7 protein-coding genes are annotated in these 14,528 nt (G+C 73.9%); 1 reads left to right on the forward strand and 6 read right to left on the reverse strand.

Translation table 11 applies throughout. The features are described 5' to 3' along the window. Nucleotides 1–40 precede the first annotated feature (40 nt). The 5 genes from JOE63_RS17500 to JOE63_RS17520 form a co-directional block, all read right to left on the reverse strand. Nucleotides 41–910: an FtsB family cell division protein gene (locus tag JOE63_RS17500; protein ID WP_204542803.1), complete on the reverse strand. Its 870-nt coding sequence runs from the start codon at nucleotides 908–910 to the stop codon at nucleotides 41–43. A gap of 229 nt (nucleotides 911–1,139) precedes the next feature. After that, nucleotides 1,140–2,426, reverse strand: a complete 1,287-nt coding sequence (eno, locus tag JOE63_RS17505) for a phosphopyruvate hydratase (protein WP_204542805.1) — start codon at nucleotides 2,424–2,426, stop codon at nucleotides 1,140–1,142. A 207-nt stretch (nucleotides 2,427–2,633) separates the two neighbouring features. Further along, complete coding sequence (locus JOE63_RS17510) at nucleotides 2,634–3,374, reverse strand: MazG family protein (RefSeq protein WP_244286241.1); 741 nt, start codon at nucleotides 3,372–3,374, stop codon at nucleotides 2,634–2,636. A gap of 114 nt (nucleotides 3,375–3,488) precedes the next feature. Next, nucleotides 3,489–7,442: an endo-1,4-beta-xylanase gene (locus tag JOE63_RS17515; protein ID WP_204542807.1), complete on the reverse strand. Its 3,954-nt coding sequence runs from the start codon at nucleotides 7,440–7,442 to the stop codon at nucleotides 3,489–3,491. A gap of 324 nt (nucleotides 7,443–7,766) precedes the next feature. Then, nucleotides 7,767–9,974, reverse strand: a complete 2,208-nt coding sequence (locus tag JOE63_RS17520; RefSeq protein ID WP_204542808.1) for a carbohydrate-binding module family 20 domain-containing protein — start codon at nucleotides 9,972–9,974, stop codon at nucleotides 7,767–7,769. Between the two features lie 425 nt (nucleotides 9,975–10,399). Between JOE63_RS17520 and JOE63_RS17525 the strand changes: the two genes are divergently transcribed. Next, complete coding sequence (locus JOE63_RS17525) at nucleotides 10,400–10,618, forward strand: PLD nuclease N-terminal domain-containing protein (RefSeq protein ID WP_087469693.1); 219 nt, start codon at nucleotides 10,400–10,402, stop codon at nucleotides 10,616–10,618. Nucleotides 10,619–10,705: 87 nt separating this feature from the next. On the opposite strand, the gene mfd is transcribed toward JOE63_RS17525, so the two are convergent. After that, on the reverse strand, nucleotides 10,706–14,449 hold the full coding sequence (gene mfd / locus JOE63_RS17530) for a transcription-repair coupling factor (protein ID WP_087469694.1): 3,744 nt from the start codon (nucleotides 14,447–14,449) through the stop codon (nucleotides 10,706–10,708). Nucleotides 14,450–14,528 lie beyond the last annotated feature (79 nt).

The raw sequence follows: 14,528 nt of genomic DNA on the forward strand, positions 1-14,528 counted from the left end.
GGACTTCCTTCGGGTCGGTCGGGCGCGTCGGGACGACGCGTCACCCATTCTCCCCGTTCGACGGCGCCGAGCCGTCGCCGGCCGGTTCCTCGCCCGTGGGCGGGGCCTCCTCGCCGGCCCCGTCGTCGGCCGGTCCGCCGCCCTCGCCCGCGCCCGACGGCACCGGCTGCTCGCCCGCGACCTGCACCGACGCCCAGATCGCCTCGTACCAGGGTGTGCCGTCCTCGTAGCCCTGCACCGGGCCGTCGGTGATCGTCCGCCCGGTCTGCGGGTCGATGTCGTCGACCACGGTGTCCGGGTCGAGCACGCGCCACGGCCGCTCGCCCGGCATGACGAAGTTGAGGCGGTCCCGCGCCTCGCGCTCGACGTACGCCTGGTCGTCCCAGCGGTCCAGCTCGGACTGGAGGTCGTCGTGCTGGGTCTGCGCCTGCGCGAGGTCGTTGCGCAGCTCGCGCAGCTCGCCCGTCTGGTTGACGTACGCCCGCAGGGTGGGCAGCAGCAGCACGACGGCGAGCAGGACGACGACGGACAGCACCAGGGTCCGGACCGTCACCACCTCGGGCAGCAGGAAGCCGTACCGGCTCCGGCGCCGGTCCTCGGGGGCGGGCCCCGCGGCGCGGCGCGACGGTGCCGACCGCGGCGCGCGCGTGGCGGGCCGGCGGGCGCCCGACGACGTGGCCTTCGCCCCGGCCCCCCGGCCCGTCGTGGTGCTCTTCCCGGTCGTCGGTCGCGCACCCTTCGGTGCGGGCGGGGGCGCGGCGGGCTTGGCCGCCGAGGGGCGGGACGCACCGGCCGCCGTCGACCCGGACCGGGGCGCCGGCTTCGGCTTCGACCCGGACGCGCCGCGCGCAGGTCCGGCCCCCGGTCGCGCGGGGGCACCGGGGCGCGGAGGGCGGCGCGAGGACGGCATGCCCCGATTGTGCTGCCGCGACAGCCACGGCCCCGGGAGCACGCGCGGTGCGCCCGCGAACGTGAGCCGATCGACACGACATCTTCACCCGCGACCGTGACCTGCGGCGCCACCCCGGTGCTCGCCGCACGCCCCGGTCCCGGACGCGCCGGAGCCCGGCGGGCCGACGAGCGGCCCACCGGGCTCCGGGCGCCGGGTCACCCCGGCGGCGTGCTGCGCGACCCGAGGGTCAGCCCTGCACCGTCCAGCGCGGGAACGCGCCGCGACCGGCGTAGCGCGCGGCGTCGTCCAGCGCCTCCTCGATGCGCAGGAGCTGGTTGTACTTGTTGATGCGCTCGCCACGGGCGGGGGCACCGGTCTTGATCTGGCCGGCGTTCGTCGCGACGGACAGGTCGGCGATCGTCGTGTCCTCGGTCTCGCCCGAGCGGTGCGACACCATCGCGGTGAAGCCGTTGCGCTGCGCGAGCTCGACGGCGTCGAGCGTCTCGGTGAGCGTGCCGATCTGGTTGAGCTTGACCAGGAGCGAGTTCGCCGACTTGAGCTCGATGCCCTTGGCGAGGCGCTCGGGGTTGGTGACGAACAGGTCGTCGCCGACGATCTGCACCTTGTCGCCCACCTCGGCCACGAGCTGCGACCAGGCGCCCCACTCGTCCTCGGACAGCGGGTCCTCGATGGAGACCAGCGGGTAGTCGCGCACGAGCTGCTCGTAGTACGCGATGATGTCGTCCGAGCTCGTCGCCTTGCCCTCGAACTGGTAGGCGCCGTCCTTGAAGAACTCGGTCGCGGCGACGTCGAGCGCCAGGCCCACGTCCTTGCCCGGGACGAACCCGGCCTGCTCGATCGCGACGAGGATGAGGTCGAGCGCGTCACGGTTGCTCGGCAGGTTCGGGGCGAAGCCGCCCTCGTCGCCGAGGCCTGTCGCGAGGCCCTTGCTCTTGAGCACGGACTTCAGGGAGTGGTAGACCTCCGCGCCGGTGCGCAGCGCCTCGCGGAACGAGGACGCGCCGATCGGGGCAACCATGAACTCCTGGATGTCGACGTTCGAGTCGGCGTGCGACCCGCCGTTGAGGATGTTCATCATCGGCACGGGCAGGACGTGCGCGTTCGGCCCGCCGACGTAGCGGTACAGGTCGAGGCCCGCGCTCTTCGCGGCAGCCTTGGCGACCGCGAGCGAGACGCCGAGGATCGCGTTCGCGCCGAGCTTGCCCTTGTTCGGGGTGCCGTCCAGGTCGATGAGGGCGGCGTCGATGAGGCGCTGGTCCTCGGCCTCGAAGCCGATGAGCTCCGGGGCGATGTCGTCGATCACGGCGTTGACCGCGCCCTCGACGCCCTTGCCCAGGTAGCGGGACTTGTCGCCGTCACGACGCTCGACGGCCTCGAACGCACCGGTCGACGCGCCCGACGGCACTCCGGCGCGGGCGAACGTCCCGTCGTCCAGGACGACCTCGACCTCGACGGTCGGGTTTCCGCGGGAGTCGAGGATCTCGCGCGCTCCAACGGCTTCGATGCTGGCCACAGGTGCTCCTTCGGGGCAGGGCTGCGGGCGCTTCGAATGGGGTGTGGCCGACCCGGGCAGGGAAACCCGGGACGCCGCGTGCGCGCCCGCGACGGTGGTGGGTTTACGACCACAGCCTAGTGCCCGGATGTGACCTGCGCCGCTGCGTCCGGTCCGTGGGCCTCCGGTCGGGGACCTGCGCGTCGGCGATCGGGACGAACGTCCCGGTCAGACCGGTCCCTCCTCGCGCCCCGTCTCGGCCGCGACGATCTGGCCCTCGACGCGCCGCAGCTCGCCGCGCAGCGCGGCCTCGGCGTCCAGCCCGTCCGCCTCGGCGCGCGCGACGAGGGCGAGCAGCTCGCGCCCCAGCCGCTCGTCCGCCGACGCGCCCTCGCCGTCCCCGACGACCTCGCCCGGAGCGCCGCCCGGCGGCGTCGCGAGCGCCTCCCCGACGACGTCCCCGAGGCCGCCGCGACCGGCCCGGGAGAGGACCTTCTGGGCGCGGGCGAGCGCGCCCTGGGTGTGCGAGATCCCCTCGAGCACGGATGTGCGCTGCTTCTCGGCCTTCTTGATCGCGTCCCACTGCTCGTGGAGGTCGGTCGCGTCGGCGTCGGCGAACACGTGGGGATGGCGTCGCACGAGCTTCGCCGTGAGGTCGGCGGCGACGTCGTCGACCGTGAACGACTCCGGCTCCTCGCTCGCGATGCGCGCGTGGAAGAGGACCTGGAGCAGCAGGTCGCCGAGCTCCTCGCGCATCCCCGCGCGGTCGCCGGTCTCGATGGCGTCGGCGAGCTCGTGCGCCTCCTCGAGCAGGTACCGCACGAGCGACTCGTGCGTCTGCTCGCGGTCCCAGGGGCACCCGCCCGGGGAGTACAGCCGGTCCATGACGGCGACGACGTCGCGCAGCGGGTCGGTCGCGGGGTCGTGCGCGGGCGCGGGCTGAGGGGCCGAGGGCTCGGGTGCGGTCACCGGTTCATCGTAGGTTCGGCGAAGCCCGTGATTCCCGTCTGTCGCCCCCGTTCGACCATGCGGTCGTGGCCCGTCCGGACGTCCCGGACGGGCCACGACCACTCGCTCCGCGGGTCAGCAGGTGCGTGCCTCCACGGCGACGTCGCGCGTCGAGGTGACCTGGCCGCCGTCGAGCACGGCCGTGACCGTCGCCGTGCCGGCCGGGACCGACGTCGCGCGGGCCGCGAACGACTGGTACGCGTTCGCTCCCGGCGCCACGGCGGCGAACGTCCGCGACCCGTACGGGGTCGTGAGCGTCACGTCGACGGGCACGTCCTCGCGGTTCGTGGCCCGGACCGCGACGTAGGCCTTGCCCGCGAGGCAGCGCGCCGACGCCTCGACGTCGAGTGCGACCTCGGGCGCGGCGCCCGCGCCGACGAGCCGTGCGACGCCCCAGCGGGCCGTCGACTGGTAGCCGGCCCCGGACGGGTCGGCCCAGTTGCGGATCGCCGTGCGGGTGCCGTCCGACGCGTCGTTGACCTGCAGGTCGAGCCCGTGGAACGTCCCCTCGCCGCCCTGGTCGGCGAGGTCGACCGCGAGCTCGACGACGTACCCGTCGGCAGTCCGTGCGGTCGCGCTCGTGACGCGGGCGCGCTGCGCCGCCTCGTCGCCCGTGCCGAACGACACCGCGTTCTCGGCGCTCACCCGGATCTGCGTGTCGAGGTCGCGGTAGGCGCCGTTCTTGGCGTTGCCCGCGTCGACGTAGACCTCGACGGAGTCCTGCACCCAGGGGTCGGAGCCGCTGACGTCCACCACGGGGTCCGCGACCTCGGCGAGCACGTAGAGCGTCCGGTCGCGCCACAGGGTGCGGACGGTCGCGACCGCGCCGCCGCTCCCCTGGACCTCCTTCGCGGTCGTCACGGGCGCGCTCGCCTCCGCCCACACGGCGTCGACCTCGCCGTCGACCGCGGGCGCGGCCGACGCGCGCGCGACCTCGAGGTACGACAGCTCCTCGAGCAGGCGCAGCGTGCCCGTCGCGCCGGGCGTGTTCCACGCGGACGTGGCGTCGGTCCCGCCGTCCGTGACGCGCACGTCGAGCGCGAGCGTGTCGCCCGCGGCGGCGGCGTCGAGCGGGAGGTGCGCGACGACGTCGTACCCGCCCGCGCGCTCGGTCACCTCCGCGGAGACCTCCGCGCTCGTCGCGCCGCCGCGGCGGACGACGAACTCCGCGCCGTCGAGCGCGAGCGTCACGGCGTCGGCGGCATCGGCGGTCGCGTCGTCGACGCTCGCGAACGCCGTGAGGTGGTCGGGCGACCAGCGGAGCTGGAACCCGACCTCTCCCCCGGCGGCCCCGCCCGGCGCGGCGAACGTGTGCAGCGGGAGCCGCTGCCAGTCCGGGGCCGCCGCGGCGTCGCCGTCGAGCGCGACGTCCCCGGCGAACACGTCGGCCGTGCGCAGGAGGGCGGGCAGCTCGCCGTCGACCACGCCGTGGTAGGCGGGCTTGGCCTTCAGGCCGTTGTCGAAGACGAGGGGAGCGCCGCTGTCGACTCGCCAGCTCCGGCCGTCGGTGAGTCCCCACACGGTGACGGAGTACAGGTCGTCGGCGTGCGCGCGGAACACGCGGAACGCGTCGCGGTAGTAGTACCCCTGCTCGACGAGCGACGCCTGGGTGACCGGGGTCCCGGTCGTGACGTCGAGCTCGGTGACGGCCTGCGTCACGGGCAGGTCGGCGAACCGCTCGATCGCGCCCTCGAGCGCGGAGACCGGCATCGCGAGGCTCACGTGGAACTGGTGCCCCACGCCGTCGACGGGCACCCCGCGCGCGAGGAGCCGCTCGACGAGCGCGTGGTACCGGTCCTGCTTGCCGCCCTGCTCGGTGTTGTAGTCGTTGATGAACAGCGCGACCGGCCGCTCCCCGCGCTCCTTCGCCGCCGGGTCCGCGTAGACGTCGTTGAACGCCTCGTCGGCGTACGCGAACGCGAGGTCCAGGTACTCCTCGCCGAGGATCCGGAACCACTCCGAGCGGCGCAGACCGTCGGGGTTCTCCCCGCCGTCCGACACGACCTCGTTCACCACGTCGAACGCCGTGAGCGGGTTGTCGCCGCCGAACGGGCCGTAGGCGTCCGCGAGCGCCTGCGCGACGGAGAAGACGTGCGTCCGCAGGCGGTCGCGCAGCACCTGCCGGTCCGCCTCCGACGTCGTCAGGGGCGCGCCGTCGGCGCCCTCGAAGAACCAGGCCGGCGTCTGCGAGTGCCACACGAGCACGTGGCCGTAGACGCGCAGGTCGTGCGCGGCCGCGTAGTCCATGAGCGCGGTGGCCTCGGGGTGCGTCCGGAACGTGCGGTCCTCGTCGTACCAGGCCTCGGGCTTCATGTGGTTCTCGGCCGTGACCTGGTCGAAGTGACGCAGGAGCAGCTCGGACGCCGCGCCCGAGGTCTCCCGGCTGTCGATCGCGACGCCGACCGGGACGTCGACGGTCTCCTTGATGCCCGTGAGGTCCTCGACCGCGGGCGGCGGCGGCACGCGCAGCACGACGTCGTCGACGAGCAGGTCGCTCGTGTTGTCGCCGTTGTAGTCCGTCTCCAGGTAGAGCAGCGCCTCGTCCGCGGCGGCACCCGGGAACGTCGCGGTGATCTGCGTCCACCCCGTGCTCGTGATCCCCGAGAGCTGGGCGAGCGTCGAGTACGACGTCGCGCCGTCGACCGTGCGCGCGATGCTGAGCCACACGTCGTCCGCGGGCTGGCCCTCGGCGAAGCGCACCCACGCGCTGAGCTCGTACGTCGTGCCGGCGGCGAGCAGCCCGGTCACGTCGTGCCCGATGCCGTCGCCCTGACCGTCGCGACCGGAGACGACCGCGGCCTGCGTGCCGCCGTGCGCCACGTCCGTGAGGTCGAGCGACGGCGTCGTCGCGTCGCCCGCGCGCGGGACCCAGCCGCCGAGGCCGTCCTCGAAGCCGGTCTCCAGCAGGACGTCGCCCCCGCGCGGAGGAGTCCCGGCCGGGAACGTGAACCGCCAGCCGGCCGCGAGCCGCTCGGCGACGACCGTCTCGACCGCCGCGAGCGTGCCCGCGCGGTCGCCGCCGCCGTCGTGCGCGAGCACGACCTCGCCGGGCCTCATCGCGGCCCGCAGGTTCGCGGTGAGCGTCTCGACGTCCTGGGTCTCCCAGTCGGAGATCGTGTTGACGACGGCGAGCGGCTGCATGCCGAGCGCGACGGCGACCTCGGGGGTCGCGCCCCACGAGCCGTTCGGCGCGCGGAAGAACGGGACCGGGTACTCCGGGTCGCCGAGCGCGTCGCGCAGGATGCCGAGGTTCTCGACGAGGTCGGCGCGCACCTGGTCGGCCGACCACGCGCCCATGTCGGCGTAGCCGGTCGAGTGGTTGCACAGCACGTGCCCCTCGTCGACGATGCGGCGCAGGAGCTCGGCACCACCCGGCGCCTCGACGTTCTGGCCGATGACGCAGAACACCGCGTGCAGGTCGTGCTCCGCGAGGAAGTCCAGCAGCGCGGGCGTCGTGCCGGGGTTGGGGCCGTCGTCGAACGTCAGGGCCGCGACGTCGCCGGTCCCCTCGGCGAGGCGCACCGGCGTCGGGACGGGGTTCACCGCTCCCCCGGGCACGACGTCGTCGCCGGGGCCGGTCGCGACGGTCGTCACGCGGACGTCGTCGAGCAGGAACGACGGGTGCGCGCCGGCGACCGGGGCGGCCTCGACGTAGAGCGACGCCGCGGTGAGGCCGGCGGGCAGGGTGTACGTCCCGCCGATCTCCACCCAGCCGCCGGCCGTCGTCGCGACGGCCCCGCCGACCCAGGTGTACGCGTCGCCCGCCGCGCCGGTCTCCTGCACGGTGAAGTGGACCCCCGACGACCCGGTCGTGCCCGCAGGGAGCTTGACCCACGCCTCGACGTCGTACGCGACGCCGGGCTCGAGCAGCGCGAGCGCGTCGGTCGCGACGCCGTGCCAGTCCGCCGCCCGGCCCATCACCGCGAGACTCGAGGCCCCGCCGTGCGACTCGGCGTCGGTCAGCGCGACGGTGACCGGCCCGCGCGCCGCCCACGGTGCGCTCGTCCCGGATTCGAAATCGTTCTCCACAACGATGTCGATATCGTTATCGACTTGGGCGGACGTCGTCGCCGCCATCGCATCGACCCCCGTCGCCGCGCTCGCTCCCCCGCCCGCCACCAGGGTGGCGAGCACCCCCGCCACGGCGGTCCTCCACGTGCGTCTCATCGTCGTCGCTCCCTTGCGATCGGCTGCGCGGGGCACGTCGCCCCCGGGCGCACCGGCGCGCCCGGGCCACACCCTAGGGGTACCCACCAGGTTCAGACAATGGTTGAACTATTTCCCGCAACCCCTCTGACCACGCCGAACCCGCCCCGGTCTGGGTGAGACCGGGGCGGGGCCGAGGATGCGAGGTCACGACCTCCAGGTGTCCGACAGCGTCACAGAGCCGTCCTGGCCGACCGTCGCCGTGCGGTTGCCGCCGCTCTCCCAGACGACGTTCCCGCCGCCGTCGCGCTTGACGTACTTGTACGCGAACGTCGTCCCGGCCGGCAGGTCGAGGGTCGCGGTCCAGACGGGGTAGCCCGCGGCGGAGAGCGCGACGCCGTTCGCGGGCGCCCAGGACCCCAGCGCGGGGATGCTCCCGACGACGAGCACGCTCTGCCCCCACGTCGTCGTCGCCGTCACGGAGAACGACGCGTCACCCTGACCCTCGACGGGACCGGGGCCCTCGCCGCCGCCCTCGCACGGATCGCCCGCCGTGACGGTCCCACCCGAGACCGCGACGGCCCCGCCGGCCAGGGAGTAGTCCTTGCCGCCGTTGTTGTCCCAGGAGCCGGAGCCGTTGGTGAACGCTGCCGTGACCGTCGCGGCGGCGCCGGTCGCGCCGTCCGGCAGGGCGACCTCCTTCGCGACCCAGCCGGTGCAGGCCGCGGTCATCGCGACGCCGGGCACGGCGGTCCAGGCACCCGTGCCGACGCGGTAGTGGACGTTGTACGCGTTCCAGCCCTTGTCGGTCGCGTAGTAGACGGTCGTCGTGCCGCTCGGGTCGACGGGACCGGGGCCGCCGGTGCCGCCGTCGTCCACGGCGCCGACGTGCAGGGCGAGCGCCCCGTAGGCGGGGACCGTCGCGGTGAAGGCGCCGGAGCCGGAGACCGTGACCGTCTTGGCGCAGTCCTTCGACGCGACGACGTCGCAGTACGTGCCCGCCGGGAGCGACGTCTGATAGGTGCGCGTGACGGCGTTCGCGGTGTTGTTGATCGTCACGTACCCCTTGCTGCCGCGGCCGTACGCGACGTGGTTGTTCCCGTCGTCCCACCAGTTCGTCACCGCGGTCCCGGCGACGGCGTTGTGGAAGCCGACCATGCCCGCGATCTCGGTCCAGCGCTGCGTGCAGACCCACGCGCTGTTCGAGCAGCTCGCGTCCGGCACGGACGTCGCGGACGCGCCGGGGGCACCGGCGTCCTTGTCGTTCCACGTGTAGCCCGAGTAGACGCTCGGCGCGCCGTAGGGCCACGAGAGCATGAACGCGTTCGCGAGCTTGTACTTGGCACCCCACGTGTAGTTCATGGTCTCGCCGTTGCGCTCGGTGTCGTGGTTGTCGACGAACACGCCCGCGCGGTCCGAGGGGAGCTTGTTGTCGCCGATGGTGCGCAGGTCCTTGATCTGGCCGTCGAACCGGGACTTGAGGTCGCGTGCGTAGAAGAACTCGTGCGAGTCCCCGGAGCCGAGGTACTCCGAGGGCTGGATCGGCTCACCGCTCGCGCCGATGACCTCGTGCACCCAGAAGACGTTCGGGTTCGTGAGCTTCCCCTTGATCGCCGCGAGGTCGGCGGCCGGGATGTGCTTCGCGGCGTCGATGCGGAACCCGGCGACGCCGAGGGAGAGCAGGTCGTTGAGGTAGCCCGCGATCTTGCCGCGCACGTACTCCGAGCCCGTCCGCAGGTCCTGGAGCGAGACGAGGCGGCAGTTCTGCACCACGTACCGGTCTCCGTACCGGTTGCCGATGTTCTCCCTGCAGTCGTTGAAGTCGTTCGGCCCGTAGAGCCCGGGGTAGTTCTCGACGCCGTAGGACGAGCCCGCGACCCCCGTCCCGCCGCCCTGGTCCGCCCCCGCCATGTGGTTGAGGACCGCGTCGGCGACGACGCCGACGCCGGCAGCGCGGCAGGTGTCGACCATGTTCTTGAACTCCGCCCGGGTGCCGAGCTTCGACTCGATCCGGTAGCTCACGGGCTGGTAGGAGGTCCACCACGCGGTGCCCTGGATGGTCTCCTGCGGCGGTGAGACCTGGACGTAGCCGAACCCGGCCGGGCCGATGGTGCTGGTGCACTCGGCCGCCACGGAGTCCCATGTCCACTGGAAGAGGTTGAGGATCACGTCGCCCCGGCCGTTCGGGGAGTCGACGACGGGCGTCGGCACGGGCGGTGCCGCCGCGACGGGCGCGGCGACCGGGACCGTGGCGGCGAGCGCCGCCCCGAGCGCGAGGGCGGCCGACGCCGCGGCGGCGACGACGCGCCGCAGGCGACCGTCGCGCCGGACCGTGCGCCCGAGAGCGCGACGGGCGCCGGGCGCCGCTGCGGGGGTAGGTGCCGGCGGACCGGCGGGGTCGGTGGTGCGCGTCATTGCTGCTCCTTCGAGGTGCTGCGGCCGACGGCGCGCTCGGCATCGAGCGCGTGCGGCCACGCGGTGCTGACTGCGCCCCGGGGTGTCGGGCGCGTCCGGGACTCGGCAGCGTTGCAGAGAGTTTCCGGATATTGCTGCAACCTTACAGATCCGCGGACGCGCTGTCACGACCCTCGTGTGCGCCACCGGTGGCGTCGCGCGGTCGGTCGACGCGCCCGCGCCGAGCGATGCGCTCGCGGCCGGGTGACGCACGTCGGGGTGCGTCGCTCGGCCGAGAGTGCAGCGCTCGCCCGGGGGCGCGGGTTCTCCACCAGGGCGCCGACCGTCTGACACCGAGCACTCCCGGCTCGCGGCATCCCGCGGGCCGTGCACCGTGCGCCCGGACGGCATAGCGTCGAGCGGTACGCACCACGGGAGGAGACGACATGGGGACCAAGCGCCGCTGGAAGGACCTGACCCGGGGTCAGAAGATCGCCGTCGGGGTCGTGGGCGCAGCACAGGTCACGCTCACCGCCGCGGCGTACCGCGACCTGCTGCGCCGCCCGGCGGAGCAGGTCAACGGCACCAAGCTCGCGTGGGGGCTCGCGCTGCTCGTCAACTGGGTCGGGCCCATCGCCTACTTCCTCGACGGCCGCAAGCCCTGACACCGGGCCGACCCCGAGCATGCGGTCGTGGCCCGTCCCGGCGTCGGGACGGGCCACGACCGCATGCTCGGCGGGGGTAGCGGGTCCTCAGCGGGAGGATGTTCCTACCGTCGCCGCCGCGCTCACCTCGCCGAGGACCACGGCGTCGATGAGCTGGCGCGCCCACGTGAGCACCTCGGCACCGCGCAGCGGGCGGCCGCCGATGCGCGCCGTCGTCGGGTACGGGACGAGGAACGCGCGGATCGCGGGCTTGAGCAGCGTGCCCGGGTACAGGCGCTTGAGCCGGAGCTGCGCCGACTCCGCGAGGTCGACCGGCGCGAACCGGATGAACTTGCCCTGCGCCGTGACGTCCGTGAGCCCCGCGCGGCGCGCGTGGTTGCGGAAGTCCGCGACGTCGAACAACGCCGACGCGACGTCGGGCAGCGCGCCGTACCGGTCCACGAGCTCGGCCCGCACCTCGGCGAGCTCGGGCGCGTCGGTCGCGGCGGCGATCTTCTTGTACGCCTCGAGCCGCAGCCGCTCGGTCGCGATGTACGACTCGGGCAGGTGCGCGTCGACCGGGAGCTCGATGGAGATCTCCGGCTGCTCCTCGGGGCCGTCGCCCCGGTAGTTCGCGACGGCCTCCCCCACCATGCGCACGTAGAGGTCGAACCCGACGCCCGCGATGTGCCCGGACTGCTCGCCCCCGAGCAGGTTGCCCGCGCCGCGGATCTCGAGGTCCTTCATCGCGACCTGCATGCCGGCGCCGAGGTCGGTGTGCGCGGCGATGGTCGCGAGGCGGTCGTGCGCCGTCTCGGTGAGCGGCCGCTCCGGCGGGTAGAGGAAGTACGCGTACGCGCGCTCCCGGCCACGGCCCACGCGGCCGCGGAGCTGGTGGAGCTGCGAGAGCCCCAGCATGTCCGCGCGCTCGAGGATGAGCGTGTTCGCGTTGGAGATGTCGAGTCCGGTCTCGATGATCGTCGTGCAGACGAGGACGTCGAGCTCCTTCTCCCAGAACGCCCGGATCACCTGGTCGAGCTGGTGCTCGTTCATCTTGCCGTGGGCCACGCCCACGCGGGCCTCGGGCACGAGCTCGCGCAGCCGTGACGCGGTGCGGTCGATCGTCTCGACCTTGTTGTGCACGTAGAACACCTGGCCCTCGCGCAGGAGCTCGCGGCGCAGCGCCGCCGCGATCTGCTTCTCCTCGTACGCACCCACGTAGGTGAGCACGGGGTGGCGCTCCTCGGGCGGCGTCGCGAGCGTCGACATCTCCCGGATGCCCGTGACGGCCATCTCGAGCGTGCGCGGGATCGGGGTCGCGGACATGGCGAGCACGTCCACGTTGGTGCGCAGCTGCTTGAGCGTCTCCTTGTGCTCGACGCCGAACCGCTGCTCCTCGTCGATGATGACGAGCCCGAGATCCTTGAACCGGATGCTGCCCGTGATGAGCCGGTGGGTGCCGATGACGACGTCGACCTTCCCCAGCCGCAGCCCCTCGATCGTCTCCTCGGACTCCTTGGCCGTCTGGAAGCGCGAGAGCGCCTTCACCGTGACGGGGAAGCCCGCGTACCGCTCCGAGAACGTCTCGAGGTGCTGCTGGACCAGGAGCGTCGTCGGGACGAGCACCGCGACCTGCTTGCCGTCCTGGACGGCCTTGAACGCCGCGCGGATCGCGATCTCGGTCTTGCCGTAGCCGACGTCGCCGCACACGAGCCGGTCCATGGGGACCGTCTTCTCCATGTCCGCCTTGACCTCGTCGATCGTCGCGAGCTGGTCCGGCGTCTCGACGTACGCGAACGCGTCCTCGAGCTCGCGCTGCCACGGCGTGTCGGCGCCGAAAGCGTGCCCCTGCGTCGCCATGCGCGCCGAGTACAGACGGATGAGCTCGCCCGCGATCTCCTTGACGTGCTTGCGCGCGCGGGTCTTCGTCTTCGCCCAGTCGGCCCCGCCCATCTTGTTGAGGCTCGGGGACTCGCCGCCCGTGTACTTGGTGACCTGGTCGAGCTGGTCCATCGGGACGAACAGCCGGTCCCCGGGCTGGCCCCGCTTCGACGACGCGTACTCGATGACGAGGTACTCGCGCGTCGCCGCGTTGCCGCCCGTGCCGAGCGTGCGCTGCACGAGCTCGACGAACCGCCCCACGCCGTGCTGCTCGTGCACGACGAAGTCGCCCGCCTTGAGCTGCAGCGGGTCGACGACGTTGCGGCGCCGGCTCGGCATCTTGCGCATGTCGCGCGTGCTCGTGCCCGCCCGGCCCGTGAGGTCGGCCTCGGAGAAGACGGCGAGGCGCAGCTCCGGCGCGACGAAGCCCTTGCCGACCATGGCCGGGGTGACGAGGACGATGCCGCCCTCGGGCTCGTCGTCGAGGCGCGGCACGAGGCGCGCGGGCGTGTCCACCGCCCCGAGCTGCTCGACCATGCGCTTGGCGGGCCCGTGGCCCTCGGTCGTGAGCACTAGGCGCCAGCCCGCGTGCTGCAGCCCGCGCACGTCGTCCAGCGCGCGCGAGACGTCGCCGCGGTACGACTCGACGTCGCGCGCGCCGAGCGTGAAGGTCGGGACGCCGTCCGCGCTCTCGCCCACGTGCGCGGCGGTGGTGCCCGACGACGCGCCCGCGCCGTCCGCGGCCCGCGCACCGGGGTCGGCGGCCGCGTCCGTCGGCAGGTCGAGGTCCGGGTTGTCGAGCGCGAACGACGAGAGCGTCCACCAGCCCAGGCCGCGGCGCTGGGCGACCGCACGGACCTCCGCGAAGGTCTCGAACGACGCCGCCGACAGGTCGAGCGGCGACGCCCCGCCCGCGACCGCGCCCGTCCAGGCGGCCGCGAGGAACTCCTCCGTGGTCGCGACGAGGTCGTGCGCGCGACGGCGGACCCGCTCGGCGTCGTCCAGCACGAGCAGCGCGTCGTCGGGCACGAGCTCGAGGACGGGGACCATCCGGTCGACGAGCACCGGCGCCAGCGACTCCATGCCCTCGACCGCGACGCCCGCGGCCAGCTTGTCGAGCATCTCGACCGCGCCCGGCAGCTGCTCGACGAGCGCCGCCGCGCGCGCCCGCACGGACTCGGTGAGCAGGATCTCGCGGCACGGCGGCGCCCACAGCCCGTGCTCCGCGATCTCGAGGCTGCGCTGGTCCGCGACCGCGAACCAGCGGATCTCCGACACCTCGTCGCCCCAGAACTCCACGCGCAGCGGGTGGTCCTCGGTGGGCGGGAACACGTCGAGGATGCCGCCGCGCACGGCGAACTCGCCGCGGCGCTCGACCATGTCCACGCGCGTGTACGCCGCCGCGACGAGCCGCTCCGCGACGTCGGTCAGGTCTGCCGTCGACCCGGCGTGCAGCTCGACCGGCTCGAGCTCGCCCAGCCCGTCGACGACGGGCTGCAGGAGCGCGCGCACCGGCATGACGAGCACGCGGACGGGGCCCGACGGCCCGACCTCCGGGTCCGGGTGCGCCAGGCGACGGAACACGGCGATGCGCTTGGCGACGGTGTCCGCGCGCGGGCTCAGCCGCTCGTGCGGCAGCGTCTCCCAGCTCGGCAGGACCGCGACCAGGTCCGCCAGCTCGTCCGGCAGGTAGGCGCGCACGCTCGCCGCGAGCTCGTCGGCGTCGCGCCCGGTCGCCGTCACCACGACGAGCGGGCGCGACCCGGGCGCCCACACCGTGCCGGACGACGCCCGGTCGCCTGCCCCGTCGACCGGCCCCGTCGCCCGCGCCCCCGCCATCGCGGCGAGCAACGGCGGGCGCGCGCCAGCCGGGCCGACCACGTCCGCCTCGCCACGGGCGCGCACGTGCTCGACCGCCGCCGTCGCGGCGGGGTCGGCGAGCAGCGCGGGCAGGATGCCGGTGAGGTTCATGCGGTGGGGTCCCTCCGAGGACGGTGGTCGGTGGCGTCGGCGGCCACGCGCGGGGCGGGCCCGGGTCGAGGACGGTTCC

This window comes from Cellulosimicrobium cellulans (assembly GCF_016907755.1).
In the GTDB taxonomy this organism is placed as follows: domain Bacteria; phylum Actinomycetota; class Actinomycetes; order Actinomycetales; family Cellulomonadaceae; genus Cellulosimicrobium; species Cellulosimicrobium cellulans_D.

What these genes read in the sequence shown, in the direction of transcription:
- JOE63_RS17500 (WP_204542803.1), bottom strand. Translation starts at nt 910, where the DNA reads ATGCCGTCCTCGCGCCGCCCTCCGCGCCCCGGTGCCCCCGCGCGACCG.
- JOE63_RS17520 (WP_204542808.1), bottom strand. Translation starts at nt 9,974, where the DNA reads ATGACGCGCACCACCGACCCCGCCGGTCCGCCGGCACCTACCCCCGCA.
- JOE63_RS17525 (WP_087469693.1), top strand. Translation starts at nt 10,400, where the DNA reads ATGGGGACCAAGCGCCGCTGGAAGGACCTGACCCGGGGTCAGAAGATC.
- mfd (WP_087469694.1), bottom strand. Translation starts at nt 14,449, where the DNA reads ATGAACCTCACCGGCATCCTGCCCGCGCTGCTCGCCGACCCCGCCGCG.